The organism is Streptomyces dengpaensis, assembly GCF_002946835.1.
Taxonomy (GTDB): domain Bacteria; phylum Actinomycetota; class Actinomycetes; order Streptomycetales; family Streptomycetaceae; genus Streptomyces; species Streptomyces dengpaensis.
In genome coordinates this window covers 5,369,191-5,395,370 of the sequence record NZ_CP026652.1, presented here as the reverse complement: position 1 = coordinate 5,395,370, position 26,180 = coordinate 5,369,191, and the positions used below count along the sequence as shown (strand labels likewise).

Here is a 26,180-nt window from a genome sequence, read left to right as displayed (position 1 = left end):
GCGTAGGGCGTGGGGCGGTAGGGCAATAAGCGCAGGGGTCAAGTCCATGCATCAGTGATTCACCCTGGCGCATCATGACGCGGTCTCTTCCCCGGCCTCCGCTGGCAGCACCCTCTGGACATCGGCGACTGAACACCACCGAGTTGCCGAGGCGACTCCACCGGCCGGCTCAGCAGCTCGGAACCGAACCCTTCCCCTTCTCCAGGGACACCAGGGCGTCCACGGCCCCCTTCAGGCTGGTCACCGGAATCAGCCGCAGCCCCTGGGGGAGTTCCGACTTCGCGTCGGAGCACTCCGCCTTCGGGACCAGGAAGACCGTCGCGCCGTCGCGACGGGCGGCCTGGGTCTTGAGGGCGACACCCCCGACCGCACCGACGTTGCCGTCGGCGTCGATCGTCCCCGTACCGGCGATGGTGCGGCCCCCCGTGAGGTCACCGCCGCTGCCGTCGCCGTCCAGCTCGTCGACGATGCCGAGCGAGAAGAGCAGCCCGGCGCTGGGCCCGCCGACGTCGGCGAGGTTCAGGGTCACCTTCACGCCGTCCTTCTCGTCGAGGTACGAGAGCGCCGCCTCGGTGGCCGTGTCCTGGGACTCCTTCATCTGCGCTTCGTTGTGCTGCTCGATCTCCTTGAGGGTGTCCCCGCTCGGGTAGACCGAGTCGCGCGGCAGCACGGCCTGGTCCTTGGCGAACCAGGCGCTGAGCACATCGCCGAAGGAGACTCGCGCGTCCGGGCCGGTGGCCTCGATCGTCGTCATCCGCAGCTGTCCGCTGGTCTCCCGCGTGGGCGCTCCGGTGATCGTGATCACCTGGTCACCCTTGTTCTCACCGAGAACGTTCGCCGTCATGCCGGGCTGCGCCACGGAGAACGGCAACGGCGCGAACACCGCCGTGGCCAGCAGAGCCACAACGGGAACAGCGCAGACGGCGACGGCCTTGGGGCGCGTGAGACGAGAGAGCACGGGATCAATCTAACGTCACGGCCAGCCTCGACGACCGTGCAGGTACACGTAGCTGTGGGCACAGCGGCGCGTAGCTGCGGGCATGCGTGCGTGCGTAGCTGTGGGCACAGCGGCCCGTAGCTGTGGGCAATCGTGCCGCTGGGGCGATGGGGGTCCCCCGCTCGAGCGAAGCCGAGAGTGGGGGAGGGTGGGCACAGCGGCACCCTGCAAGCGCCGGCAAGCAAACCCACCCCGACGCCAGCCCCCACGCCGGGACCCGGTTCAGCCGACGCCAGCCCCCACGCCGGGACCCGGTTCAGCCGACGCCCCCGCAGGGACCCGGTTCAGCCGCGTCAGCGCAACGCATCCGCAACCTCCCGAGCCGCATCCACCACCCGACGCCCCACCCTCTCCGGCACGGAGTCCGCGAGCATGACAACCCCCACGCTGCCCTCAACCCCCGTCACCCCCAGCAGCGGCGCCGCAGCCCCACTGGCCCCCGCCTCCAACTCCCCATGCGTGAGCGTGTACCCGGGCTCCCCCGCCGGCGCCCGCCGGGCGGCGAGGATCGCGCGCCCCGCGGCCCCCCGGTCCAGCGGATGCCGGAACCCCGCGCGATAGGCGACGTGGTAATCCGTCCACGTCGGCTCGACCACGGCGACGGCGAGCGCCTCGGCCCCGTCGACCAACGTGAGATGGGCGGTTGCCCCTATGTCCTCGGCCAGCGCACGCAACGCGGGCAGCGCGGCCTCCCGTACGAGCGGATGCACCTGGCGGCCAAGCCGCAGCACCCCGAGCCCGACCCGGGCGCGGCCACCCAGATCACGGCGTACGAGTGCGTGCTGCTCCAACGTGGCGAGCAACCGGTACACCACAGTCCGGTTGACACCGAGCTTGTTCGAGAGCTCGGTGACGGTCAGCCCGTGGTCCGTGTCGGCGAGCAGCTTGAGGACGCGCAGTCCCCGGTCGAGCGTCTGAGAGGTCTCCGCGGTCACGACGCCCACTCCTTAGTGGTGAGGTCGACGGCCCCCTCGTGGCGGTTACGCCACCGAGTCCCGTCGGCGACGCGCTTCAGAGGCCGCCGGTCGGCTGACGACCCGGGGTCTTCCCGGGCGGAGTCGCTTCACGGCTGCGCTCCGCGGCGGCGCTGCCACGGGGCGTGTGCGTAGCGGGACAGTAGCGAGCCGGTCCGCTCAGCGGAAGTCTCCGTCCAGAATCCGGGCAGCGACTGGTACGAACTCGCCCTCGCCGCCACCCCTTTGTCCCGGTACGCCCGGCGCTCGCCCCACGGCGTGCGTCACCTGTGCCACGTGTGCACACACGCACACGCGCGGGGAACCAGGGAGCGCACAGCACCCAGTACAGGCCCAGCGCCCAGCGTCACCGCATCCGGGTAGCCCACTCCTGCACCTTGGCGATCCGCTGCCGCAGCTGCCCCGCCGTCGCCTCCGCGCTCGGCGGACCACCGCACACGCGCCGCAGCTCGGTGTGGATCACGCCGTGCGGCTTACCGCTCTGGTGGACGTACGCGCCGACCATGGTGTTGAGCTGTTTCCTCAGCTCAAGGAGTTCCTTGTGGGTGACCACGGGCCGCCGGTCGGCCGGCAGCTCCAGCAGGTCGGCCTCCTCGTCCGGCTTCTTGCGGCTGTGCGCGATCTGCCGGGCCTGCCGCTTCTGCAGCAGCAACTGCACCTGCTCGGGTTCGAGGAGCCCCGGAATCCCGAGGTAGTCCTGCTCCTCCTCGCTTCCGGGGTGGGCCTGCATCCCGAACTCGGCGCCGTCGTAAAGGACGCGGTCGAAGACGGCCTCGGACTCCAGGGCCTCGAAGGAGAACTGCTCCTGCTCACCGGTGTCCTCGTCCTGCTCCCGGTTCGCCTCCTCCATCTCCTTCTCGGACTCGGCGTACGGGTCCTCCTCGCCCTCCTTCTTGGGCTTGTCGAGGGCGTGGTCGCGCTCGATCTCCATCTCGTTGGCGAAGGTGAGGAGATCCGGGACGGTCGGCAGGAACACCGAGGCGGTCTCGCCGCGCCGCCGGGACCGCACGAAGCGCCCGACGGCCTGTGCGAAGAAGAGGGGCGTCGAGATGGTGGTGGCGTACACCCCGACCGCGAGCCGGGGCACGTCGACGCCCTCGGACACCATGCGGACGGCGACCATCCAACGGTCGTCGTTGTGGCTGAACTCGTCGATACGGTCCGAGGCGCCGGCGTCGTCGGACAAGACGACGGTCGCCTTGGTGCCGGTGATCTCGCGGATGAGCTTGGCGTAGGCGCGGGCCGAGTCCTGGTCGGAGGCGATGACGAGGGCACCGGCGTCCGGAATGCCCTTGCGTACCTCGGTCAGCCGCTGGTCGGCGGCGCGCAGCACGCTCGGCATCCACTCGCCGCGCGGGTCGAGGGCGGTGCGCCAGGCCTGCGAGACGGCGTCCTTGGTCATCGGCTCCCCGAGCCGGGCCTCGATCTCGTCCCCCGCCTTCGTCCGCCACCGCATGTTGCCGCTGTAGGAGAGGAAGATGACGGGCCGCACGACACCGTCGCCCAGCGCGCTGCCGTACCCGTACGTGTAATCCGCGGCGGACCGCCGGATCCCGTCGTTCCCCTCCTCGTACGTGACGAAGGGGATGGGATTGGTGTCGGACCGGAAGGGCGTACCGGTGAGTGCGAGCCGCCGGGTGGCGGGCTCGAAGGCTTCGAGGCAGGCCTCGCCCCACGACTTCGAGTCACCGGCGTGATGGATCTCGTCGAGAATGACCAGGGTCTTCCGCTGCTCGACGCGGTTGCGGTGCAGCATGGGCCGCACACCGACACCGGCGTACGTCACGGCGACGCCGTGGTACTCCCGGCCGAGCGGTCCCGCGCTGTACTCGGGGTCCAGCTTGATCCCCAGCCGCGCGGCCGCCTCCGCCCACTGCTTCTTCAGGTGCTCGGTCGGCGCGACCACGGTCACCTGCTGCACGACGTGGTGGTGCAGCAGCCAGGACGCGAGCGTCAGCGCGAACGTCGTCTTACCGGCGCCGGGCGTGGCAACGGCCAGGAAGTCGCGCGGCTGCTCCTGGATGTACTTCTCCATCGCCCCCTGCTGCCAGGCACGCAGCTTGCTGGCGGTGCCCCAGGGGGCGCGGCCGGGGAAGGCGGGAGAGAGGTGATGTGAGGAGGGGGCACTGAGGGTAGGGGCGGGCCCGGAGGGCCCTCCGTTGAGGGTGGTGGCGGGCGACGGGCGGGCGGTAGTCACGGTCTCCGTGGGGGGTTGAGCGGCTCGGCTACGTATGACAACCGGGCCACCCTACCGGCGCCCCGGATGCGCCAACGCCCGGACGCCGCCGGGTCACCCATGGATGGGACTCAGCTCACATCGGCTACTCGGCCAAGCCCCGCAGAGCCTCGGAGATCGCCTGGCCCACTTGGCGGTCTGCTCCTTGGCGGCCTTGCGGACCAACGCCTCGTGAGCCGTCCTGGCCAGGTAGTCGTCCACAGCTCTCAGCAGCCCCCGCCAACGCCACCCCCGCCATCGGCAGAAACACGGCCGCGAAGGCGGCGGGGTGGGAGCCGCCGGCCGAAGCGGTGGCGGCGTGGGCGACCGTGCCGCCGCCCAGCGCCGCGAAGGCCGCGCCGCCCACGGCGAGCAGCAGCACATTGGACAGACCGTCGGGGATCTGCAGCGCGGCGGAGTTGGCCCCGGCCTCCTTAGGCGCCGAGAGGCGGAGCAGCAGCACGCTGGTGGAGGCGATCACCAGCCCCATGCCGAAGCAGCCGGAACCCCAGGCGACGGCGACGATCCACACGGGCACGGCGTGGATCAGCACGCCGGGCACGGTGGCGATGGCCGCCGCGACCATCACCATCCCGAGGAGCATGAGCCGCTCCCGGTACGGCTCCGTCCTGGGCCGTGACTGAACGTACGACCCAGCTCCACGAGCGCGGTCCCGACGCTCAGCGCCTGGCAGGGCCGACTCAGGACACCCTCTCGGCCTCGGCCGGGACGGTCGTGGCAGCACGCGCTTCGAGGGCTGTCATGCTCGCCAGCGTAAGGGGCACAACCGCCTCTGGCTCCTGTCCCTGGACGGTGATCGATTCGGCCTTTGGTTGTACGCCCCTTCGTGAACCCGTTGCTCGTACGTCTCTCTTCATGAGCCCTCCGCTCGTACGCCCCCTGTCATGAACGGCGTATGGCAGTCCCGTTGCGGCACCCCGGCACCCCTTGAGCCCTCCGGTCGCCCGCGCCTACGGTCAACCCATCAGGTCAGCGACGGGTGCCCTCGTTCCGCACCTGAGTCTGGCCGTGTGCCCGAGTGGCTTAGGGACTCGCCTGCAAAGCGAGTTACGCGGGTTCGATTCCCGCCACGGCCTCAACTGCCTTGAACAGGCAAAACGAAGGGGCGGCACCCCAGAAGGGGGGCCGCCCTTTTGGTCGTCCGTCTCGGGACCAGTGCCGCCTTGGCGAGCCGCTCGACGGTGACGCCACCGTGAAGGGCGAACTCGTCGTACTCGCCACGCCCGTGGTCCTCCATGGCCTTGTACGCGGCCTTCCCGGCGCCCCTGAGGAAACTCTCGAACGAGAGTGAATCGTCCATGCCAGGACGGTAGCGGCGCCTGTACTACAGGTGCGATCGGATTCAGAGACTGGCCCCCATCGAACCAGCGCTAGGCATGCGGTCGGTGCGGACTCGTGTTGAGCTGACGTAACCACGAGGCAGCCCGGCAGGTCGGAGCCACGGCGGCGGCTCTCCGAAGAGCTCATCTCATGTGGTGAGTCTTCGGTAGCAGACGAGGGTGCAGGCGATGGCTGTGAGGCCAGGAAGAGGCCGGCTTTGCGTTCGTGGCCGCGATGGAGTCTGCGGCAGCCTGCGAGCCAGGCCGTTGGGCATGATGCGTTCGATGGTCCAGCGGTGCCGGGCCTGCCCCAGAGTTCCGGCGCGATCCTCATACGGTCTACGCCCATCTCTGGGAAGCGGCGCCGGTCTGCCCCATGTGGCGGGACGTCTCCGACCACGCCGCGCCCTGACCTGTGATCATCCCGGCTGGCGCTGCAGTTGGCACCGGAGCTGATCCGACGCATCAGCGTTCTGCGGCTGTGGGCGTCACACAGGCGTCTCTCCATGTGACAGGGCGGCCGAGTAGTTTCTCAGCGCTTGCTCTGTCGCCGATGTCGAGATGGTTGCGCACCAGGGTGGAAGAGCAAGTCTGGCCGTCGTATTCGACGGCTCCGACGGCTTCGACGGTGAATCCGTTACTTGCGCCCATGCGTTTGAGCGTGTCGACATCGCCGCGACCGCCTTTCCCAAAGCGGAAGTTGTCACCCACGACCACGACGGATGCGCGCAACCTTTCGGCGATGACCTTCGAGGCGAACGCCTCGGCTGTGGTGTTCGCGAGCAGATCGGTGAAGGGCAGGACGAAGACGACGTCAATGCCGAGACACGTCGCTTGCCGTGAGGTCTGTTGCCATGAGCTCCCCTGCAGCAAAGGTCGAGAACGTTCTGGATGGTGCCGGGTCGTCCGGCCCGGGGCTCAAATGCCCCGGGCCGGAGCGGTCGGTCAGGCACGGCGTTCTTACGGCCGACCAGTCCCTTCCTTCCTCTGGTTGCCGATGTAGCCCTCGTGGACGTCCTGGCCGCGGGCGTAGTCGGGCTGGAAGCGGACGCTGGCGTAGTGCGAAGCCTTCTCCGCCTCCTGCGCTCGCTTGCCCAGTTCCGCCGTGTCGCCGAAGCCGAGCACGTCGCGGGCCAGCTGAGTGAGCGGCCCGTCGACCTGGTACTCGGTGCGCTGCAAGGTGAGCATGTTGATCAGGTACAGCGGTGTGCCGTTGAACTTCTCGAACATCTCGTGACGCGTGCCCCACTCGGTGAGGAAGCGCTCGCTGATCTGCCGGAAGATCTTGATCCGGTCGCGGGCGGTGATCTCGGCACCGCGCAGCGCCTGCTCGAGCTTGGGGCCGATGTAGGGGTCGTCCAGCTCGCGCTTGGTCGGCTGGATGACGATACCGCGGCCGCAGAAGTCGATCAGCTTGTTGACCATGTCGTGCTGGTTCTCGAGGTAGTGGGCCCGGCCGAAATCGATGTAGATGTTGTTCGGCTTGAACAGTCCACCCGGGGTCTCGAATCCGGTCTCCTCGGCCGCGAGCATGAACGCGCGGCAGGTCTCGCGGAACCGGATGAGTTCGGCGAGCTGTGCCTTCACCACCGGCTGCGAGCTGGTACCCAGGGACTGAGTGATCAGCAGTGCGAGACCGACCATGAGTTCGGCGTGTATGCACTGCCGGATCTGGGTTTCCAGGTGCACCCAGTCGAACTGCCGCTGCGGGTACCACTTGGAGTGGTCGGGGTTGCCGATGTGCTGGACCTGCGGCCAAGGGATCAGTACGTCGTCGAAGTAGACCATCCCGTCGAGCTCGTCACCGATGGTGGCCAGCGGACGGTCGTAGGGGTCGGCGTCGGGCTGGGCCCGCGATTCCCGGGCGACCACGGTCACACCCGGGGTGGCCACCGGCACCATCGCGTAAATGGTCTGTTCGGGCGTCTGGCCCGGCCGCCACAGGTTGCCGACCAGGAGGTTGTTGACGAAGGGGATCGAGGTGCCGATGGCCTTCCAGCCACGGACGACGATGCCCTCGTCGTTCTCCTCGATGATGCTCAGCATGGGGGTTTCGGCCAGCGCGTCGTCGCGGCCGCGGTCGTACTGCACGTCGACGAACATGGGCGAGATCGCGAGGTCCTTCGAGGTGACCTCCTCCCACTGGCGCTGGATGTTGCCCGTCAGGTCGCGGCGGGGGCCGGTGAAGCGGGAGTTCTCGGCCCACGGCTCCTGGTCGTCGACCTGGGTGAACATGACGACGTTCATTCCGGCCGGCGGACGGGTGAAGATGCCGCCCTTGAAGTGCCGGAACAGGAACTCGGCGTACTTGCGGCGGCGGACAGCGTCCTCCTTCGACCGCGGCAGGAACCAGTGCATCGACTGACGCTTGCCGTCCTCGTCGATGAACGTCGTGATGTCCTGGTGCTCGGGGTCCAGGTGCAAGTCGTAGTACTCCGCGATCGCCTGGGCGTATCCGCGGGTCTTGGGGTGCGTGGTGACGTCTTCGATGAGCTCGCCGCCGACGTAGACCTTGCGGCCGTCGCGCAGCGACTCCAGGTATTCCTTGCCGGTCCTCATGGTGTCTCTCCCGTGGTGGTGCGGTTCATTTGACGGTGGAAGGTGGCGGCGTCCCAGTAGTCCTCGCTGCCACGGATCAGCTCTCCCCCCAGGAGCAACACGTGCACGCCGCGCAGTGACAGACGCTGGCCGCGGGCGGCGAGGGGGCCCATCGGCGCCTGCAGCGTGGCAGTGAGCAGATAGGTGATCGCGACCGGTCCGTTCGGATCGGTGATCTGGGTCTGCGGTTGCCAGTGGGCGTCGGGAAACCACTGGAAGAAGCGACGCAGTCCGTCGGCGATGGCCTCCGGTCCCTGCCGGGAGCTGCCCTGCGCGATCTCCTCGTGCGTGGCCCCGGCGTCATACAGTCGCGCGGCGGCGAGCGGGTCGTGGTGGTTGTAGGCCTCGTACAGGCGGGCCGGCAGACCGGTCAGCTTCATGCCGCGGCCTCTGTCATCGTCAGCAACTCCTCGATGTCCACGCTGCGTTGGTAGCGCCCCTGCCCGTACAGCAGTGGACGGCGGGAGTCGGGCGCCAGGACGGCCCGCACCTGGCCCATGACGACCAAGTGGCTGCCCACGGTCCGTGCCTCGGTCACCTCGCAGTCGAAGGTCACCAGCGAATTGCGCAATACCGGCGACGTCACTTCGGCCGGCAGCTGGCTACTTGCGACGACGTGGTCATCGACGTATTTCACTGCCCCGGCACGTGAGCACAGCTGTGACACGGGGAGTTGGTCCTGGCTGAGCAGATTGACCCCGAATCTGCTCTCGCGGTGGATGTCCGCAGCGGTGACAGTGCGAGCGTTGACACACACCAGCACCGTCGGCGGCTCCATGCACACCGGATTGAACGCACTGACAGTCATGCCCCAGGCACGACCGTCATGACGTGTGGTCACCACGGTCACGCTGCCGACCACACGGCCCATCGCCGCCCGGAACGTATCGGGATCCGCCTTCGTCTCCAACGCCCACGGTGCGACGTCGGCCCCCACGTCATCATCCCCGCACAGGTCGCCGGGGGTATTTCCTGATTCGGTCATCGGATCTCTCCAAACCGGCGACGGCACAAGAGCCACCGCCAAGGAGGGGAAAACCTGCCGCAGTTTCGGCCGTGAAAGCCGCACCGCTCGGTCCGGACGCTATGATCCGCGCAACTTATCCGTCAAATAGATATATTGAATTTGCAGTATTTCCACCACGAATATATGGGCTGGTCAGGGATTATGAACCTACGGAACGTGGATCTGAATCTGCTCGTGGCACTGGATGCCTTGCTGGCCGAGCGCAACGTCAGCCGCGCGGGCCGACGACTCGGCCTCAGTCAGCCCGCGACCAGCTCGTCACTCGCCCGCCTCAGGAAGATGTTCGGGGACCCGCTCCTGGTGCGGCGGGGCAGGGAATTCACCCTCACCGCCGAGGCGGAGCGACTGGTGCAACCCGTACGGGAGATCCTCGACCTGATCGAGCGGACCATCGAGCAGCGTCCCGAATTCGACCCGAGCACGGACATGCGCACCTTCTCCATCAGCGCGTCCGACTACGCGACGTTGGTATTGCTGAGCCCCTTCGTCCGGGCGGCGGCCGCCGAAGCCCCAGGCGTGACGATTCACGTCCTCCCCAGATCGAGAGATCCACGGCAACTGCTGCACACCGACGAGGCCGATCTCGTCATCGAACCAAGGGAGCTCCTCGGAGACACCGACTTCCCGTCGTATCCACTGTTCAGCGACCAATGGCTGTGCGCGGTCGACGCCGCCAATCCGGTCGGCTCGGCGCAGCAGATAACGCTGGACGAATACCTGCGTCTCCCGCACCTCGTGTACAGCATCGGACCGGACCGGCAACTCGACTTCGCCGACCAGCGCCTCGCCCAGCTCGGCATCCCACGACGGATCGAGTTCACTGTGGAGAGTTTTCTCCTCGTGCCCTTCCTGATCCGAGGAACATCTCTGGCCAGCCTCGTCCTCGAGCGGGCGGCTCGTCAGCTCGCCGCCGCGGCAACCGGCATCCGGCTCCTGCCACCGCCGCTCCCCCTGCCCGACATCCACGAGACGATGTACTGGCATCCCCGTCATACGACCGACCCGGCACACCGCTGGCTTCGCGAACGCTTGCTCGCCTCCGCGAGCGACCTCGGCGGCATGAACGGACTTCCTTCGGACGGAACCTGACTGCAATCGGCGGCTTGCTTGATCGATCAGCTGCCGCTGTCCGAGGTCTGCCCACCTGGCCGCCAAATGAGGTCGTCGGCCTGCCTCGCGATGTCGGTCCGCACGGCGTCCACCATGTGTTGATACCGGGCGGCCATGGCAGTTGTCGACCACCCCATGAGACCCATGACGGCCCGCTCGGGAAAACCGAGGATCAGCAAAACGGTCGCAGCCGTGTGGCGTGCGTCGTGCAGACGCCCGTCCCGGACCTTCGCCTCTGCCAGAAGAGCCTTCCACTCGGCCCAGTCCCGGTGCGCGTGAGCCACGCCTTGACCGTCCAGGGCTTGCCCGGCTTGCGCACAGTCTTAGTGTCACGCTGCCGCTCCCTTTCGTGGGGGGCGGGCCGGTCCGCGTTCCAGGAGCGGCGCGGGTTACGCGTACAGCGTGCCGCTCGCCTGGTCCTCGAATATCTCCGGCCAGTAGCGCCAGCCGTCGTCGCCGGGGAGGGACGGGGTGGGGTCGCAGGCGACCAGGTCGACCGTGGCGAGGGTCTGGGTCATGGTGGCGCCGAGCTGTTCGTAGGCGTCGCTGATGCCGTGGGTCGCGTCGAGCGTCTTCTCGCGGTGGAGCAGCCAGAGGGTGAACGCCAAGGTGGAGATGTCGGCGTTGAGGGGGCGCAGGGTGAGGTCGGGCTCGCTCCAGGCGAGGATCGTGCCCGTGGTGCCGTCGACCACGAGGCTCGTGTCCTCCAGGAGGTAGCCGAGGCGTATCAGGCGGTCCGCGGACGTGGGGAGTTCGTCGGCGGAGAACGCGTCGGGCCGCTCGTCCGCGTAGTACTCGGTGAGGGCCGGCAGCGGCACCTCTGTGTCCAGCTGGAAGAGGAGGCCGTCCTCGGGCAGGCCCGTCTCCCGCAGGAAACGGCGTGTCGGTTCGTGTGTCAGCGCGGGCCCGAAGTCGACGTCCTCGAAGCGCATGATCACGCCCGTGCCGAACTCCTCGTCCAGCAGCCGCTTCGGGAGGTCGAGGACGAGTCCCTCGCCGGGACCCGCGATCCGGGCGAGCGGGCGGATCAGCGCGGCCATCCGCCAGTACGCCGGCACGTCCTTGCCCACGCCCGACGCGTAGACGGCAGCCAGGCGGTCCGACGCCTCCGTGACCGCTTTCGGGCCGAAGTGGCCGAGCCTGCTGAACTGGCCCCCGGCACCCGTCAGTTCCTCCGTGGCCGCCGCGGAGCGCAGCAGGGCCTCCAGGGACGGGGCCAGGGGGGACAGGTCCGCCAAAGTGGGGTTCCGGTAGACGTACGCCGTGGAGATCTCGCCCGTCTCACCGTCCAGGACGATCGACTCCAGGTCCCTGTCCAGGTGCCGCAACGCTCCTATGACGAGCTGGTCCCGCAGCTCCCCGGCGAGCTTGTCGGCGTCGCCGGCCAGGTCCGCAAGCCTGCGCAGCCCGTGCTCGCGCAGCGCGTCGAACCCCAGCAGCGCGCCGTCGGACGGCAGTCCGGACCCCGTCAGCCACCGCCGCGTCTCCCCGTGCGTGACATACGGATCCAGGTCGTCGTCGGTCAGTGTGATCGCGCCGCCGACATCGGTGTCAGTCGTGCTCATCGTTCCCCCGTGCATGTGAATGCTTCTGCTTCCCCCGTGCAGGAACACCGCGGCGTCCCACGGCAGTTCCCCACTGACCGAGAACGATACGCGGCACCACTGACAACGCCGGAAACGGACGGGAACAGGCCACCCGCGGACAGGAAACAGCCTGGACCCGGGCTTCGTGAAACCGGCCCTGCGCGGCGCCCGCCGAGCTCGGCCGACACATGCGCCGCCGACAGCTCGGCCGACGTACACGCCGCCGGCGGCTCAGCGGTCGTGCGGCGCGCTCACGCCCCCGTCACCACGGCCGCCTGCGGGCGGATCGGGAGGCGGTTGACCGGCCGTCCCGTCGCCGCCCGTACGGCGGACGCGACCGCCGCGGGGGACGTCACGACCGGCACCGCGCTGACCGCCTTCGCGCCGAAGGGGGCGACGACATCGCGCTCCTCGACCAGTTTGACGATGCGGATGTCCGGCGCGTCCAGGGAGGTGGGCAGGCTGTATCCGATGAGGTCGGGGTGGCGGACCAGGCCGCGGGCCGTGCGCAGGTTCTCGGTCAGCGCGGCGCCGACGCCCTGAGTGACGCCCGCCTCGATACGGGCGGCGAGCTGCGCCGGGTTGAGCACCCGGCCGACGTCCTGGGCGAGCGCCAGTTCCACGACCCGCACCGAGCCCAGCTCGACGTCGACATCGACCACCGCGCGGATCGCGCAGAAGGCGAGGCCCACGAACGCGTCGCCCTGTCCGGCCGCGTCCAGCGGTTCCGTCGGATGCGGGCGGCACTGGGCCGTGGCCCACAGCTCCTTGCCGTCCATCGCCTCCGTGACGGTCGTCGACAGCACACCGTCGTACGACGTGATCTTGCCGTCGGTGATCTGGAGCAGCTCCGTGGACATACCGAACTTGTGCGCCAAGGGCTGCAGCAGCTGCGTACGGACCATTTTCGCCGCGCGTTCGACGGCTCCGCCCGACACCCACGTGTGGCGGCCCCGGCAACTCGCGCCCGCCGGGGGCTGGTCGGTGTCCACCGGCGCCACGTGCACCTCGTCGATGCCGAGCGTCTCCTGGACGATCTGCCGGGCCAGCGTGGCGAAGCCCTGGCCGGTCTCCACGGCCGCGCAGAGCACGGTGGCGACACCGTCATGGACCTTCACCGTGGCCGTCGAGACCTCGTCCGCGCCCTCGGCGCCGAGCATGTGGACCATGCCGAGGCCGTAGCCGACGCCACGGCGTACGGCACCGGGTTCGCCCGCGCCTTCGGGGCCTCCGGGGAGCAGCCACTCGTCCTCGGGCGTGTCCTTAGGGAGCGCGGGAAGCGGGTAATCCCGTACGGCTTCCAGCAGTTCGGCGACCGGGGCCGGGCAGGTCACCGTCTGGCCCGTCGGCAGCACGTCGCCCGTGGCCATCGCGTTGCGCAGGCGCAGCTCCGCCGGGTCGATGCCCAGCTTCTTGGCCAGCTTGTCCATCTGGGCTTCGTAGGCGGCGCACACCTGCATGGCGCCCTCGCCGCGTACGTGGCCGGAGGGCGGGTTGTTGGTGCGTACGGCCCAGCCCTCGATGAAGGCGTTCGGGATGACGTAGGGGCCGCAGGCGAAGGAGACTGCGGCGGCCAGCGACTCGGAGGACGTGTCCGCGTAAGCGCCCGCGTCCAGGAGGATCTGCGCCTCGACCTTCACCAACTTGCCCTCGGCGTCCGCGTGGTGACGGTAGCGCAGGAGCGTGGGGTGCCGGTGGGCGTGGCCCAGGAAGGACTCTTCGCGCGTTGCGGTGAGTTTCACCGGGCAGCCGGTCTTCAGGGCCAGCAGGCCGAGCGGGAGCTGGAAGCCCTGGTCCTCGCGGTCGGCGGTGGCACCGGGAACACCGGTGACGACGACCTTCACGCGCTCGGGCTCCAGGCCGTAGCAGGCGGCCGCCGTGTCGCGGTCGGTGTGCGGGTCGGTGGAGGCGATGTAGAGCTCGACCCCGCCGTCGGGGCGGGGCACGGCGAGACCGGCCTCCGCGCCGATCGGGGCGGGGTCCTGGCGGCCGATGCGGTACTGGCCCTCGACGACGATCTCGCCCGCCGCCTCCGGGTCGCCGTGGCGCAGCGGGATGTGGCGGATCAGGTTGCCGTCGGGGTGCAGGGGCTCGGCCTCGAAGGCCAGCTCCGGGTCGGTCACCGCGTCGAGTACTTCGTACTCGACGATGACGGCGGCCGCGGCCATCCGCGCGGTGTCCGGGTGGTCGGCGGCGACGGCCGCGATGGGCTCCCCGTGGTGGCGTACGACCTCGGAGGCGAACACCGGGCGGTCCGCCCTGCCGCGTCCGTGCAGCGCCCGGCCGGGCACGTCCTCGTGGGTGATCACCGCGCGGACGCCGGGCATCTCGCGCGCGTGGCTGGTGTCGATGGACACGATGCGCGCGTGCGGGTGGGGCGACCTGAGCACGGCGGCCCACAGCAGGCCCTCGGCCCACAGGTCGGCCGCGTACGGGAAGGTGCCCTCCGTCTTGGCACGGGCCTCCGCGGCGGGCAGCGACGCGCCGAGCCCGTGCGGCAGGGGCTCGGGGCCGGTCTCGGGCGCCGCCGGTGTCGCGGTCGCGGCTTCGTTGGTCACGCCTGGCCTCCGTCCTGGCCGTACGGCTGCTCATGCGGCGCTTGGGGGTCGTACAGGGGAGTCTCGGCGTAGGCGGCCGGGTTGACGCCTCCCGCACCCGGGCCGGCCTGGTGCGGGATGCGCGCCTCCCCCGGGTCCGGCGTGGACTCGGCGGCCGCCGTGGTGTGCGCCTCGCGTTCGGCGACGACCTCGCGCACGGCCTCCAGGACGCCGCGGTAGCCGGAGCAGCGGCACAGGTTGCCGCACAGCGCCTGGCGGGTCTCCAGCTCGGTCGGCGCCGGGTTGCCCTCAAGGAGGTCGTGCACGGTCATCGCCATGCCCGGTACGCAGAAACCGCACTGCACGGCGCCGCACTTGGCCAGCGCCCGCTGCACGTCGGAGGGCTGCCCGCCGGCGGCCAGGCCCTCGACGGTGCGCACCTCGCTGCCGGCGGCCGTGACGGCGGGCACCAGGCAGGACGCCACGAGCCGGCCGTCCACCTGCACGTTGCAGGCGCCGCACTCGCCCTGCGAGCAGCCGTCCTTGGCGCCCGCGAGGCCGAGCCGCTCGCGCAGCACGTAGAGCAGCGATTCGGCGATCCAGGCGTCGGTCACGGGGCGGTCGGCGCCGTTGACGCGCAGGACGTACGAGGCGAGGGGGTGTTCGTCGTTCGAGGACGAGGCGGGAGCGTCCGTGCCCGCGTCCCGGTCCGCGTCCTGCCCCGCCTCGGAAGCGGGGTCCGGCTCAGAGGCCTCGGAGGCGTCGGCGGCCTCCGGTTCGTGTGCCTCCGGAGCCTCTGCAGCCGCCTGCGCGGGCTCGGCGACCGGCCCGGAAGGCTCGTGAGCGGGCTCGGCGGCCTGCTGGGCGGCCTGCGCGGGCGATTCCGCAGCCGCCGGCGCCGACGGCTCCGCGGGAGCCTCAGCGGCCGCTTCGAGCGGCTCGGCGGTCCACGCCTGCCCGATGGACTCCGTCGCCCAGGGGGCGGCCGCGCCGCCGGGGAGCGTGGCGGGCGGTGTGCCGCCCCACTGCTCGACGAGAGCCGACGTAGTGAACTCGCCCGATTCGTCCGGAAGATCACCACCGGCCACCGGAATCGACCACTGCCCGGTCACGTCATGTCCGGGAGCGTTGCCCGGCTGCGCGGCCTCGCTGAAGTCCCACTGCCCGGTGACTCCCGGCTGGTACGAGAACCCGTCGTGCGCGCTCTGCTGAGCCCGGGGTTCGGCCTGCGGCGCGGCATTCCGGTCCGGCCACTGGACGGCGTCGGCGGGCATGGCCCAGGTCCCGGTGGCCGCCGGGTCCGTCGCGGCGGGCGCCGTGGGCGCGACCGTGATCTGCGGGGGCACATACCCGTGCCCGGGCGCCGCGAGCGGGCTGTCCCGCTCGGCGAAGAGGGCGTCGATGCCCCCTTCGGGGAGCTTGACGAAGGCGGTGGCGCCGTCGTCGTAGTCGCCCTGGGGCAGCGGATCCCACCGGCCGCCGCTCTGTGGAGCGCCCTCTCCGTGCTGGTCGTCGGTCACGACAGTGCCCTCCCCAGTGCTCGTCGGGCCAGCGCGGCGACGGTGCGCCGCAGGTGCAGTACGGCGGGCGGAAGCTGTTGTACGGAGCCGTCCTCGGCGGGGACGGGGTCGGGGATGCAGGCCGCGGCGACGTACTCCCCGAAGGCATGGAGCGCCTCGGGCACCAGCGTCCGCTCGCCGTCCCAGTCGATCAGCTGGGCGACCCACGCCTCGGCGTCCAGCGGCCGCAGCGGCATCGGCGCTATGGCCCCGACGGCGCACCGCACTCCGCGCCGGGCGGGGTCCAGGACGAGCGCCACGGACGCGACCGCGCGCCCGGGTCCGGTACGTCCCGTCGCCTTCAGGAAGACCTGCGGCGCGTGCAGCAGCGGCACGCGCACGTAGCCGATGAGTTCGCCGCCGCGGAGCATCTCCACGCCCGCGAGCAGGTGCGAGACCGGGATCTCACGGCGGGCTCCGCCCGGGCCCGCGATGATCAACGCGGCCTCCAGGGCGGCCAGTACGGGCAGCGCGTCCCCCGTAGGGGCGGCCGACGCGATGTTGCCGCCGAGGGTTCCCGCGTTGCGGATCTGCGGCGGTCCGGCCGCGCGCGCGGCGGCGGCGAGGGCCGGGATGAGGGCCGCGAAGTCGGGGCGCCCCATGCGGGCGTGCGTGAGGCTCGCGCCGAGCAGCGCGTGGCCGTCCTGGTACTGCCAGCCGCGGATCTCGCTGATCCGGCCGAGGCCGACGAGTGCGGCGGGCCGCAGCTGTCCGGAGTTGACCGCGGCCATGAGGTCGGTGCCGCCGGCCACGGGAACGGCGGCGGGCATGGCGGCCAGAGCCGCCACCGCCTCGTCGAGCGAGGCGGGCAGCGTCACGGCCTGCGCCGCCTGCGGTGCGTGCGTGGTCAAACCGGCTGCCCCTTCCCGCTGCCCCACCTGGTCCCACCTGTGCTGCCGTACGGTACGTGCTGACAGGGCGGACGTGGCAACTCTGGCACATCTTCCCGGACCCCTGACGCGGGGGTCCGCTAGGAGGCATTCGCCCCCCTCACCAGGGAGATGGTCCGTTTTAGTACGGCATCGCCAGTGCGCGCGAATTGCCACTCTTCGGTGACCCTTGGGTGTCTTTTCCCTTGTGGGGGCCACGGTGACAGGGCGAGCACCGCGGGACACGCCCGTCAGGAGTCACCTCACACGTTTGGCGGCGCCCCCTCGATCGGGCGTCCGAGGCTTCCTGTCATTCCTTCGGGGGCCGGTCGCTTCTGCCACGGAAGCGGCCCCGCGGGCGGGCGATAGGCCACTCCCAGCGCGTCAAGTCGCTTGTAGTGGGCGGTCATCCGCCGTTCGAAGTCCGCGAAGTCCCGTTCGGCGGGGGCGGGCAGAGCGCTCCAGGCGACCTCGGCGAAGGCGGCGAGCCGCGGGAACGTCTGGTAGTCCACGCGCGACGGATCCTCCATCACCTCGGTCCACACATTGGCCTGGGCACCGAGGACGTGATGCGCCTGGTCCTCGGTCAACTGGGGTGGAACCGGCTCGAAACGGTAGACATCCTCCAGGGTGCGCACGTACCCGATGGGCACGGGCTCGTCCGCGCCGCCGTCCTGACGGTGGTCCAGGTACACCTGCTGCTCCGGGCACATGACGACGTCGTGACCGCTCCGCGCCGCCGTGATGCCGCCCGCGTATCCGCGCCACGAGGACACCGCGGCGCCGTCCGCGAGGCCGCCCTCCAGGATCTCGTCCCAGCCGATGAGCCGGCGGCCGCGCGCCGTGAGCCAGGTGTCGAAGTGCCGTACGAACCACGACTGGAGTCCGTCCTCGCCGGCGAGGCCCAGTTCCCTGATGCGCGCCTGGGCGGCCGGGGACTTCCGCCACTGGTCCTTGGCGCACTCGTCGCCGCCGATGTGAATGAACGTCGAGGGGAACAGTTCCAGGACTTCCTCGAACACCCCCTCGTAGAACCGCAGTGTGCCGTCGGTGGGGGCGAGCACGTTCTTCGAGACGCCCCAGTCGTCCCAGACCGAGAGGGAGCTCGTGTCGACGACATCACCGTTGCCGAGTTCCGGATAGGCGGCGATGGCCGCCTGGCTGTGCCCGGGGACGTCGATCTCGGGGACGACGGTGATATGCCGCTCGGCCGCGTACGCCACGATCTCGCGGATGTCGTCCTGCGTGTAGAAACCGCCGTGCGGCTTCTCCTCCCACAGGGGAGAGGCCCGGTGACCGCGTCTGGTGCGCGCCCGCCAGGATCCGACCTCGGTGAGCCGCGGGTACCGCTCGATCTCCAGACGCCAGCCCTGGTCGTCCGTGAGGTGGAAGTGGAAGACGTTGAGTTTGTGGGCGGCCATGAGATCCAGGTAGCGCAGAACGCCGTCCTTGGGCATGAAGTGCCGTGCCACGTCGAGCATGAGTCCGCGCCAGCCGAAGCGAGGTGCGTCCTCGATGATCTGGTGCGCAATTCCATAGGTGAGTCCGGGGCATACGGGGGCGCGCCGAAACGCGTCGGGACCGAGGAGCTGACGCAGCGTCTGGGCGCCCCAGAACACCCCCGCCGGACCGCCGCCGCGGATCTCGGCTCCCCAGCCGACGACGACCGAGAGTTTGTACGCCTCCGGCTCCAGTTCGCCGTCCAGGCACAGTCGCAGGGAATTGCCGCCGTCCTTCGGACCGGGTGTCAGAGGCAGCCCCAGGGCCGACCCCAGGGTGGAGCGCAGCCAGCGTTCCGTGGTCCTCGTACCAGGTCCGGCCCACAAGGTCGTGTCCTCGTCGAACACGACACCGCAGCACATGGGGCCCTCGACGGCGCGTGGCGCCGGAATCAGTTCCATCACGTGAGTCCTCAATCCTTGACCGCTCCGCCCAGCGCCGATACCAGCCGGCGTTGCACGAGCACGAAGAAGACCAGGACCGGAACGGTCATCACCGTCGACGCGGCCATCACGCCTCCCCAGTCCGGCTCATCGGGCTTGTAGAACACCAGGAGTGCCATCGGAAGTGTGGACTGCGAAGTGTCGCTGATGATGAACGATTTCGCGAACAGGAAGGCGTTCCAGGCCGATATGAAGGAGAACACGCTCGTCGCCACCGGACCGGGCAGTACGAGCGGGAAAAGGATCTGCCACAGGAATCGTGCCCGGCTCGCCCCGTCGAGGTACGCGGCCTCCTCCAGTGCCTCCGGAACGGCCTTCACAAAACCCCGGAGCATCCAGATCGCGAACGGCAGCGAGAAGGCGATGTGGGGCAGGATGAGCGAGCCCAGTGTGTTGAGCTGCCCGAGGTCCCGCATCAGGAAGAACAAGGGGATCGTCAGGGCTTCCACGGGCACCGTCTGGGCGACCAGAAACGTGATCAACAGGGTGGTCCGGAACCGGAGGCGGAATCGCGTCACCGCCGTCGCCGCGAGAAACGCGATCAGCGCCGAGGCGACGACCACGGAGCACGCCACGACAAGGCTGTTGAGGAACTACCGGCCGAATTCCTGCTGCCCGAAGACGCGCCGGAAGGAATCCGGGGAGGGCGAAAGCGTCCAGGGGCGGGGCTCGGCCGACTCGACCTCTCCGGCCGGTTTGAAGGCGCTGAGCACCATCCAGTAGAGGGGGAAGGCGACCACGGCCGCGATCAGCAGCGCGGAGGCCTCGGCGGCGAGCCGCCCCGGACGCCGTACGAAACCCTGCACAACACCCGGCACAACGCCCCGTACAAGTTTCACAGTTCCTCCCCCTGCCTGCGCAGCAGCCGCAGATCCACAGGGTGACTGTCGGCAGAACTCCGTGCAACGGTCAGCTCAGCCGTCGGCGGCCTTCCCGCCGGCCTGCTCGCGGTCTGCGCGCGCGCCGTCGCGTATCCCCGCCGCGAACAGCGTTCCGATCAACGCGAGCAGGAACCACACGAACCCACCGAAGAACAGCACCTCCCACTGCCTGTCACCCGCGTCCCCGAGCGCCAGCAGGAGTACGCCGCCGAAGAGCGCGCCCGCCGCGACGAGGTGTACGCGCACCAGGACGTCCGGCACGAACACCTCGCGCAGGAACCGCTCCCCGTACCACCAGCGCACCCAGCGCCGGGCGCCGGCGAGGAGCAGGCAGCCGGTGATCGGCACGGCGAACACGGCCATCCACAGCGGCAGGGGGTTGCCGAAGTAGGCGGGCCCCGCGAGCAGCATGGTGCAGACGCCGACCGCGACTCACCACGGGGTGAGGGCCACCGCGGCCCGCATGCTCGCCTCGCGGCCCCCGCCGCTGTACAGCCGCTCGTTCGCTGCGCGTATCTCGCCGAACCGCGACCGCCACGTCAGTCCCGCCCGCCGAGGGCCCATCACGATCAGAATGATCCACACGAATGAGGCGGTGCGCAGCACCTGGAAGGTGGTCTCCAGCCCGTCCGGCCAGTCCCCCACCAGCGGCAGGGTGCTGAAGAAGACGAGGAACAAGACCAGTACCACGATCGTCCACGGGCGCGGCCGCGCCGGCATCAGGAGCGCCCTGCGGCCCCCGAGTTCCTTCGCCCGCTTCAGCTCCGTGCGGGCTTCGCCGCCCCGACCGCCCACCTTGTTGAGGGCCACCCCCAGCGCCCGGTGCGACGCCGCCTCCTTCGGTGCCAGCCGGACGGCGGCGCGTGCCGAGGCCACGGCCGCGTCCCACCGCCCCAGCAGCAGATCCGCGTCGGCGAGCGCGACCCACCCCTGCCAGCCGTCCGGCGCCAGCCCCACCGCCCGCTCTGCCAGCGGTAGCGCCGCCTCCGGATCGCGCAGTTCCACCAGCACCAGCGCGGCCAGGCTCAACTCCTCCGCGCTCTCCGGCTCCGCCCGATCCACCAGCGCCCGGGCCTCGCGGTACTTCCTCGCGTACGCCAGTTCCCGCGCCCGCAGCAACGAATCCATGCCCCACCCCTACGTACGGACAAGCAGGTACGACAAGGCCGCGGCGCCCCGCACCGGGGCGCCGCGGCCTTGCTCGGTCTACGCGGCGTACTGCGCCGAGGGGCGCGACGGCGTTACTTCTTGTCGCCGCCCTTGCCGTCCTTGCCCTTGTCGCCGCCGGCGCCCATGGACTCGTAGATCTCCTTGCACATGGGGCACACGGGGTACTTCTTCGGGTCGCGGCCCGGGACCCACACCTTGCCGCAGAGGGCCACGACGGGCGTCCCGTCGAGGGCGCTCGCCATGATCTTGTCCTTCTGGACGTAGTGGGCGAAGCGCTCGTGGTCCCCGTCGCCGTGCGACACCTGCGGCGTCGGCTCGACGAGGGTCCCCGTCCCCGCGCCTCGCTGGGGCTGGGTCTCAGGCTCAAGAGTGCTCATGACGCCAAGGGTACTGGGGGTCACCCGCTTCAGTTGAGAGAAGGGTCGTCCGGGTACGTCGCCACCATCGCGAGCTCGTTGCGCTGGCGGCGCAGGACCTCGCGCCAGAGGCGTTCGGGGGACGGGGAGGAGACGTCTCCGGGTTCGGATTCGACGACGTACCAGGCGCCCTCGACGAGTTCGTCCTCCAGCTGGCCGGGGCCCCAGCCCGCGTATCCCGCGAAGATGCGCAGGGAGCCGAGGGCCGAGGCGAGGAGTTCTGGCGGGGCCTCCAGGTCGACGAGACCGATCGCGCCGTGGACGCGCCGCCAGCCGAGGGGTGCGCCTTCACTGGACGCGCCGCCCGGGATGACCGCGACGCCCAGCGCCGAGTCCAGCGACACCGGGCCGCCCTGGAAGACGACGCCGGGTTCGCCTGTCAGGTCCGCCCAGGCCTCCAGGATGTCGCCGACGTCCACCGGGGTCGGGCGGTTGAGGACGACACCGAGCGAGCCCTCCTCGTCGTGGTCGAGGAGCAGCACCACAGCGCGGTCGAAGTTCGGGTCCGCCAGGGCGGGCGTGGCCACGAGCAGCCGCCCTGTGAGCGAGGACACCTCGGTCATGCCAGACATGATCCCGCATCTTCGCCATGAGCGGGGAGCCAATACCCGTAACCCCGCGAATGCAGCTCGGGCGCAGAGAAGCACCCCCCGCGCGCACTCCCGTACCGGTGACCCCGTGTGCCCGATTCGGCACGGTTCGTGTTGTGGCAAAGCTATGACGTTGCTGAGCCGCCCTTGGGCTTACTGAGGGGGGGTAGGCGGCCATTACGCTTCTCCTCGGCTCCCGCAACATGGGCATGCCACGACTCACACCTGCCCAACTCACCGGAACGCGAGATACATGACCGTCAACGACGATGTCCTGCTTGTCCACGGCGGAACCCCGCTTGAGGGCGAGATCCGTGTCCGCGGTGCGAAGAATCTCGTACCCAAGGCCATGGTCGCCGCCCTGTTGGGCAGCGCGCCGAGCCGGCTGCGCAATGTTCCCGACATCCGCGACGTGCGCGTCGTCCGCGGGCTGCTGCAGCTGCACGGCGTGACGGTGCGTCCGGGTGAGGAGCCGGGCGAGCTGGTGCTCGACCCGTCGCACGTCGAGAGCGCGAACGTCGCCGACATCGACGCCCACGCGGGTTCGAGCCGTATCCCGATCCTCTTCTGCGGCCCGCTCCTGCACCGCCTCGGGCACGCGTTCATCCCGGGCCTCGGCGGCTGCGACATCGGCGGCCGGCCGATCGACTTCCACTTCGAGGTGCTGCGGCAGTTCGGCGCGAGGATCGAGAAGCGGGCGGACGGCCAGTACCTGGAGGCCCCGCAGCGGCTGCGCGGCACCAAGATCCGGCTGCCGTACCCGTCCGTCGGCGCCACCGAGCAGGTGCTGCTGACGGCCGTTCTGGCGGAGGGCGTCACCGAGCTCGCCAACGCCGCCGTGGAGCCCGAGATCGAGGACCTCATCTGCGTTCTGCAGAAGATGGGCGCGATCATCGCCATGGACACCGACCGGACGATCCGCATCACGGGTGTCGACTCGCTCGGCGGCTACACCCACGCGGCCATCCCGGACCGCCTGGAGGCCGCCTCCTGGGCGTCCGCGGCGCTGGCGACCGAGGGCAACATCTACGTCCGCGGCGCCCAGCAGCGGTCGATGATGACGTTCCTGAACACCTACCGCAAGGTGGGCGGCGCCTTCGAGATCGACGACGAGGGCATCCGCTTCTGGCACCCGGGCAGCCAGCTGAAGTCGATCGCCCTGGAGACGGACGTCCACCCCGGTTTCCAGACCGACTGGCAGCAGCCGCTGGTCGTCGCCCTGACGCAGGCGACGGGCCTGTCGATCATCCACGAGACGGTGTACGAGTCCCGCCTCGGCTTCACCTCCGCGCTCAACCAGATGGGCGCGCACATCCAGCTCTACCGCGAGTGCCTCGGCGGCTCGAACTGCCGCTTCGGCCAGCGCAACTTCCTGCACTCCGCGGTCGTTTCGGGCCCCACCAAGCTGCAGGGCGCCGACCTGGTCATCCCCGACCTGCGCGGCGGCTTCTCATACCTCATCGCGGCGCTGGCGGCCCAGGGCACGTCCCGGGTGCACGGCATCGACCTCATCAACCGCGGCTACGAGAACTTCATGGAGAAGTTGGTTGAGCTTGGGGCGAAGGTCGAACTGCCGGGGAAGGCTCTCGGCTAGCCGCAGCAGCCTTCCCCCTCCGGGCCGGAGCACCGGTCTCGGCTGGGGGTCCGGGGGTTATCCCCCGGATAGACACAGCATGGAGAAGTTGGTTGAGCTTGGGGCAAAGGTCGAACTGCCGGGGAAGGCTCTCGGCTAGCCGCAGCAGCCTTCCCCCTCCGGGCCGGAGCACCGGTCTCGGCTGGGGGTCCGGGGGTTATCCCCCGGATAGACACAGCATGGAGAAGTTGGTTGAGCTTGGGGCAAAGGTCGAACTGCCGGGGAAGGCTCTCGGCTAGCCGCAGCAGCCTTCCCGCTCCGGCCCGGAGCACCGGTCTCGGCTGGGGGTCCGGGGGTTATCCCCCGGATAGACACAGCATGGAGAAGTTGGTTGAGCTTGGGGCAAAGGTCGAACTGCCGGGGAAGGCTCTCGGCTGAGCCACTCGTCGCGACGACGCACGGACGCCGCTGCGTACGACGATGGGGCGGCCCCCTGTGAAGGGGCCGCCCCTTGGCGTTATCGCGTCCTCGTACGCGTCCCGTGGCGTACAGGCACGTACAGGAGGGGCTTACTTGCCCTTGGCGGCTTCCTTGAGCTTGCTGCCCGCGGAGACCTTCACGCTGTAGCCGGCCGGGATCTGGATCGGGTCGCCGGTCTGCGGGTTACGCGCGGTACGAGCGGCACGGTGGGTGCGCTCGAAGGTCAGGAAGCCGGGGATGGTGACCTTCTCGTCGCCCTTGGCGACGATCTCGCCGACGGTCTCGGCGAACGCGGCCAGAACGGCGTCGGCGTCCTTGCGGGTCACCTCGGCGCGGTCGGCCAGCGCGGCCACCAGCTCACTGCGGTTCATGTTGTTACTCCCGTGTTCTTCTTGCTGTTGAGGCGTGCCTCGCGGCGGAGCCGCATATCGGGCACAGTGAAGCCGATGCTGCCAGGGTCCTCGGTCGGTCCCCGGACCCGGGTCCGTAGCCGGACCCTCGCGCCCGAAGACGCATCCTGCCCCCACCTGCGGCGGGAAAGCCAATCCGGCACCCCTGGGAGTCACACGGACACCCTTGGGAGTCACACGAAAAGGCCCGGAAAGCGGCCTGAGCCTGGCCGCCACCCTAAAGGCGGCCACAGGCCCGGGGCCCACGACGCGCCGGGCTCCCGGGCGGTCGTGGCACCCGTCACAGAGGCTTCACTGCCGCGTTCACATGCCGTTGTGGTCCGCCTCCGTCACACGCTGTTGTTGCCCGCCTCCGTCACCCCGGCCGCCCGCGCGGCATTGCGCACCGCTCCGGCGACCGCGCCCGCGACCTTGTCGTTGAAGACGCTCGGGATGATGTAGTTCGGGTTGAGCTCGTCCTCGGTGACCACGTCCGCGAGGGCGGTCGCCGCGGCCAGCATCATCTCCGTGTTGACCGTACGCGACTGGGCGTCCAGGAGGCCGCGGAAGACACCCGGGAAGACCAGGACGTTGTTGATCTGATTGGGGAAGTCGGAGCGGCCGGTGGCCACAACTGCCGCCGTCTGACGGGCGATTGCCGGGTCGACCTCGGGGTCGGGGTTCGCAAGCGCGAACACGATGGCGTCCTCGGCCATGGCGGCCACGTCGTCGCCGTCGAGCACGTTCGGGGCGGAGACGCCGATGAAGACGTCGGCGCCGCGGACGGCCTCCTTCAGGGTGCCCGTGAGGCCCTCGGGGTTGGTGTTGTCGGCGACCCAGCGCAGCGGCGAGTCGGACGCCGCGTCGACCAGGTCCGGGCGGTCCGCGTGCACGACGCCGTGGATGTCGGCGACGACGGCGTTCTTGACGCCCGCTGCGATCAGCAGCTTGAGGATGGCCGTACCGGCGGCTCCCGCGCCGGACATGACGACACGGATGTCGCCCATGGCCTTGCCCGCGACGCGCAGGGCGTTGGTCAGGGCGGCGAGGACGACGATGGCGGTGCCGTGCTGGTCGTCGTGGAAGACGGGGATGTCGAGGGCCTCGCGGAGGCGGGCCTCGATCTCGAAGCAGCGCGGCGCGGAGATGTCCTCCAGGTTGATGCCCGCGAAGCCGGGGGCGATGGCCTTCACGATCTCGACGATCGCGTCGGTGTCCTGGGTGTCCAGGCACAGCGGCCAGGCGTCGATGCCGGCGAAGCGCTTGAAGAGGGCCGCCTTGCCCTCCATGACGGGCAGGGCGGCCTTGGGGCCGATGTTGCCGAGGCCCAGCACCGCGGAGCCGTCCGTCACGACCGCAACGGAATTGCGCTTGATGGTGAGGCGGCGGGCGTCCTCGGGGTTCTCGGCGATCGCCATGCACACGCGGGCCACGCCCGGGGTGTAGATCATGGACAGGTCGTCACGGTTGCGGATCGGATGCTTCGACGCCATCTCGATCTTGCCGCCGAGGTGCATGAGGAACGTACGGTCGGAGACCTTGCCGAGTGTGACGCCCTCGATGGTGCGCAGCTGCTCGACGATCTCGTCCGCGTGCGCGGTGGAGGTCGCGGCGATGGTGACGTCGATACGGAGCTTCTCGTGGCCGGAGGCGGTCACGTCGAGGCCGGTCACCGAGCCTCCGTGGGACTCGACGGCCGTGGTGAGCTGGGAGACCGCGGTTCCGCTCGCGGGCACCTCCAGCCGGACCGTCATCGAGTAGGAGACGCTGGGCGCCGTTGCCATGCCGACTTCCTCTGCTTTCACCGAGTACTGCTGTGCCGCGGGTATCGCGGGTATGCCGTCCGATCGTCGCACCTACTGCCGAGTACGTGCTAGCCGCACCGGGTTGCGAACGTTTTGTTCGCAACGAAAAGAGGTCCACGTC

The 26,180-nt window shown here is 69.9% G+C and carries 21 protein-coding genes, 1 tRNA gene and 3 pseudogenes; 3 read left to right on the top strand and 22 right to left on the bottom strand.

Going from position 1 to position 26,180, the window contains the following annotated elements; translation table 11 throughout:
- Positions 1-169: 169 nt before the first annotated feature.
- From C4B68_RS25010 to C4B68_RS24985, 4 genes and pseudogenes are all read right to left on the bottom strand, one after another.
- Positions 170-958: a S16 family serine protease gene (locus C4B68_RS25010; protein WP_099505283.1), complete on the bottom strand. Its 789-nt coding sequence runs from the start codon at positions 956-958 to the stop codon at positions 170-172.
- Between the two features lie 332 nt (positions 959-1,290).
- Entirely contained in the window at positions 1,291-1,932 is a 642-nt protein-coding gene (locus tag C4B68_RS25000; protein ID WP_099505281.1) for an IclR family transcriptional regulator, read from the bottom strand.
- A 385-nt stretch (positions 1,933-2,317) separates the two neighbouring features.
- Entirely contained in the window at positions 2,318-4,168 is a 1,851-nt protein-coding gene (locus tag C4B68_RS24995) for a DEAD/DEAH box helicase (protein WP_167459160.1), read from the bottom strand.
- 250 nt (positions 4,169-4,418) lie between these two features.
- Positions 4,419-4,841: pseudogene (locus C4B68_RS24985) on the bottom strand (MFS transporter); the annotation flags it as partial.
- Between the two features lie 370 nt (positions 4,842-5,211).
- Between C4B68_RS24985 and C4B68_RS24980 the strand changes: the two are divergent.
- Positions 5,212-5,283: transfer RNA gene (locus C4B68_RS24980), tRNA-Cys, on the top strand.
- Here the strand turns inward: C4B68_RS24980 and C4B68_RS24975 are convergent.
- The 5 genes from C4B68_RS24975 to C4B68_RS24950 form a co-directional block, all read right to left on the bottom strand.
- Complete coding sequence (locus C4B68_RS24975; RefSeq protein ID WP_099505279.1) at positions 5,283-5,507, bottom strand: hypothetical protein; 225 nt, start codon at positions 5,505-5,507, stop codon at positions 5,283-5,285. The two genes, C4B68_RS24980 and C4B68_RS24975, sit on opposite strands and share 1 nt — an antisense overlap.
- A gap of 484 nt (positions 5,508-5,991) precedes the next feature.
- Complete coding sequence (locus C4B68_RS44815) at positions 5,992-6,399, bottom strand: hypothetical protein (protein ID WP_099505278.1); 408 nt, start codon at positions 6,397-6,399, stop codon at positions 5,992-5,994.
- An 87-nt stretch (positions 6,400-6,486) separates the two neighbouring features.
- Positions 6,487-8,085: a 4-hydroxyphenylacetate 3-hydroxylase family protein gene (locus C4B68_RS24960; protein ID WP_099505277.1), complete on the bottom strand. Its 1,599-nt coding sequence runs from the start codon at positions 8,083-8,085 to the stop codon at positions 6,487-6,489.
- A complete protein-coding gene (locus C4B68_RS24955) occupies positions 8,082-8,504 on the bottom strand; it encodes a nuclear transport factor 2 family protein (RefSeq protein WP_099505276.1) in 423 nt (140 codons plus the stop codon). The genes C4B68_RS24960 and C4B68_RS24955 overlap by 4 nt, the downstream gene beginning before the upstream one ends.
- Positions 8,501-9,145, bottom strand: coding sequence for a flavin reductase family protein (locus C4B68_RS24950; protein WP_143674441.1), 645 nt, complete (start codon positions 9,143-9,145; stop codon positions 8,501-8,503). Before C4B68_RS24950 ends, C4B68_RS24955 begins: the two co-directional genes overlap by 4 nt.
- 162 nt (positions 9,146-9,307) lie before the next feature.
- On the opposite strand from C4B68_RS24950, the gene C4B68_RS24945 reads away from it, so the two are divergent.
- A complete protein-coding gene (locus C4B68_RS24945; RefSeq protein ID WP_206337090.1) occupies positions 9,308-10,240 on the top strand; it encodes a LysR family transcriptional regulator in 933 nt (310 codons plus the stop codon).
- 26 nt (positions 10,241-10,266) lie between these two features.
- Here C4B68_RS24945 and C4B68_RS24940 read toward each other — a convergent pair.
- From C4B68_RS24940 to C4B68_RS24890, 11 genes and pseudogenes are all read right to left on the bottom strand, one after another.
- A pseudogene (locus C4B68_RS24940) lies at positions 10,267-10,533 on the bottom strand (tyrosine-type recombinase/integrase); the annotation flags it as partial.
- A 117-nt stretch (positions 10,534-10,650) separates the two neighbouring features.
- On the bottom strand, positions 10,651-11,826 hold the full coding sequence (locus C4B68_RS24935; RefSeq protein ID WP_099505273.1) for an SUKH-4 family immunity protein: 1,176 nt from the start codon (positions 11,824-11,826) through the stop codon (positions 10,651-10,653).
- Positions 11,827-12,098: 272 nt separating this feature from the next.
- Positions 12,099-14,405 carry a xanthine dehydrogenase family protein molybdopterin-binding subunit gene (locus C4B68_RS24930; protein WP_099505272.1) on the bottom strand — a complete coding sequence of 769 codons (2,307 nt, stop codon included), beginning with the start codon at positions 14,403-14,405 and terminating at the stop codon, positions 12,099-12,101.
- On the bottom strand, positions 14,402-15,904 hold the full coding sequence (locus tag C4B68_RS24925) for a (2Fe-2S)-binding protein (RefSeq protein ID WP_099505271.1): 1,503 nt from the start codon (positions 15,902-15,904) through the stop codon (positions 14,402-14,404). Before C4B68_RS24925 ends, C4B68_RS24930 begins: the two co-directional genes overlap by 4 nt.
- Entirely contained in the window at positions 15,901-16,794 is an 894-nt protein-coding gene (locus C4B68_RS24920) for an FAD binding domain-containing protein (RefSeq protein WP_099505270.1), read from the bottom strand. The genes C4B68_RS24925 and C4B68_RS24920 overlap by 4 nt, the downstream gene beginning before the upstream one ends.
- A gap of 281 nt (positions 16,795-17,075) precedes the next feature.
- Entirely contained in the window at positions 17,076-18,713 is a 1,638-nt protein-coding gene (locus tag C4B68_RS24915) for a beta-N-acetylhexosaminidase (RefSeq protein WP_099505269.1), read from the bottom strand.
- A gap of 11 nt (positions 18,714-18,724) precedes the next feature.
- Positions 18,725-19,561, bottom strand: a pseudogene (locus tag C4B68_RS24910) (carbohydrate ABC transporter permease).
- 108 nt (positions 19,562-19,669) lie between these two features.
- The gene (locus C4B68_RS24905; protein ID WP_099505268.1) at positions 19,670-20,047 is read right to left on the bottom strand and encodes a hypothetical protein; all 378 of its coding nucleotides are present in this window, start codon (positions 20,045-20,047) and stop codon (positions 19,670-19,672) included.
- Positions 20,048-20,068: 21 nt separating this feature from the next.
- Positions 20,069-20,764 carry a tetratricopeptide repeat protein gene (locus C4B68_RS24900; RefSeq protein ID WP_099505267.1) on the bottom strand — a complete coding sequence of 232 codons (696 nt, stop codon included), beginning with the start codon at positions 20,762-20,764 and terminating at the stop codon, positions 20,069-20,071.
- A gap of 113 nt (positions 20,765-20,877) precedes the next feature.
- Positions 20,878-21,183 (bottom strand): DUF3039 domain-containing protein, encoded by a 306-nt coding sequence (locus tag C4B68_RS24895; RefSeq protein WP_099505266.1) that lies wholly within the window; start codon positions 21,181-21,183, stop codon positions 20,878-20,880.
- A 29-nt stretch (positions 21,184-21,212) separates the two neighbouring features.
- Positions 21,213-21,785, bottom strand: a complete 573-nt coding sequence (locus C4B68_RS24890; protein WP_167459159.1) for a YqgE/AlgH family protein — start codon at positions 21,783-21,785, stop codon at positions 21,213-21,215.
- Positions 21,786-22,065: 280 nt separating this feature from the next.
- Between C4B68_RS24890 and murA the strand changes: the two genes are divergently transcribed.
- Entirely contained in the window at positions 22,066-23,406 is a 1,341-nt protein-coding gene (murA, locus tag C4B68_RS24885) for a UDP-N-acetylglucosamine 1-carboxyvinyltransferase (protein WP_104880011.1), read from the top strand.
- 548 nt (positions 23,407-23,954) lie between these two features.
- Here murA and C4B68_RS24880 read toward each other — a convergent pair.
- The gene (locus tag C4B68_RS24880) at positions 23,955-24,236 is read right to left on the bottom strand and encodes an HU family DNA-binding protein (RefSeq protein ID WP_007382399.1); all 282 of its coding nucleotides are present in this window, start codon (positions 24,234-24,236) and stop codon (positions 23,955-23,957) included.
- 368 nt (positions 24,237-24,604) lie between these two features.
- Positions 24,605-26,038 (bottom strand): NAD-dependent malic enzyme, encoded by a 1,434-nt coding sequence (locus C4B68_RS24875; protein ID WP_099504467.1) that lies wholly within the window; start codon positions 26,036-26,038, stop codon positions 24,605-24,607.
- Between the last annotated feature and the right edge of the window lie 142 nt (positions 26,039-26,180).

What these genes read in the sequence shown, in the direction of transcription:
- C4B68_RS24975 (WP_099505279.1), bottom strand. Translation starts at nt 5,507, where the DNA reads ATGGACGATTCACTCTCGTTCGAGAGTTTCCTCAGGGGCGCCGGGAAG.
- C4B68_RS24960 (WP_099505277.1), bottom strand. Translation starts at nt 8,085, where the DNA reads ATGAGGACCGGCAAGGAATACCTGGAGTCGCTGCGCGACGGCCGCAAG.
- C4B68_RS24955 (WP_099505276.1), bottom strand. Translation starts at nt 8,504, where the DNA reads ATGAAGCTGACCGGTCTGCCGGCCCGCCTGTACGAGGCCTACAACCAC.
- C4B68_RS24935 (WP_099505273.1), bottom strand. Translation starts at nt 11,826, where the DNA reads ATGAGCACGACTGACACCGATGTCGGCGGCGCGATCACACTGACCGAC.
- C4B68_RS24915 (WP_099505269.1), bottom strand. Translation starts at nt 18,713, where the DNA reads ATGGAACTGATTCCGGCGCCACGCGCCGTCGAGGGCCCCATGTGCTGC.
- C4B68_RS24905 (WP_099505268.1), bottom strand. Translation starts at nt 20,047, where the DNA reads ATGCTGCTCGCGGGGCCCGCCTACTTCGGCAACCCCCTGCCGCTGTGG.
- C4B68_RS24900 (WP_099505267.1), bottom strand. Translation starts at nt 20,764, where the DNA reads ATGGATTCGTTGCTGCGGGCGCGGGAACTGGCGTACGCGAGGAAGTAC.
- C4B68_RS24895 (WP_099505266.1), bottom strand. Translation starts at nt 21,183, where the DNA reads ATGAGCACTCTTGAGCCTGAGACCCAGCCCCAGCGAGGCGCGGGGACG.
- C4B68_RS24890 (WP_167459159.1), bottom strand. Translation starts at nt 21,785, where the DNA reads ATGACCGAGGTGTCCTCGCTCACAGGGCGGCTGCTCGTGGCCACGCCC.
- murA (WP_104880011.1), top strand. Translation starts at nt 22,066, where the DNA reads ATGACCGTCAACGACGATGTCCTGCTTGTCCACGGCGGAACCCCGCTT.
- C4B68_RS24880 (WP_007382399.1), bottom strand. Translation starts at nt 24,236, where the DNA reads ATGAACCGCAGTGAGCTGGTGGCCGCGCTGGCCGACCGCGCCGAGGTG.
- C4B68_RS24875 (WP_099504467.1), bottom strand. Translation starts at nt 26,038, where the DNA reads ATGGCAACGGCGCCCAGCGTCTCCTACTCGATGACGGTCCGGCTGGAG.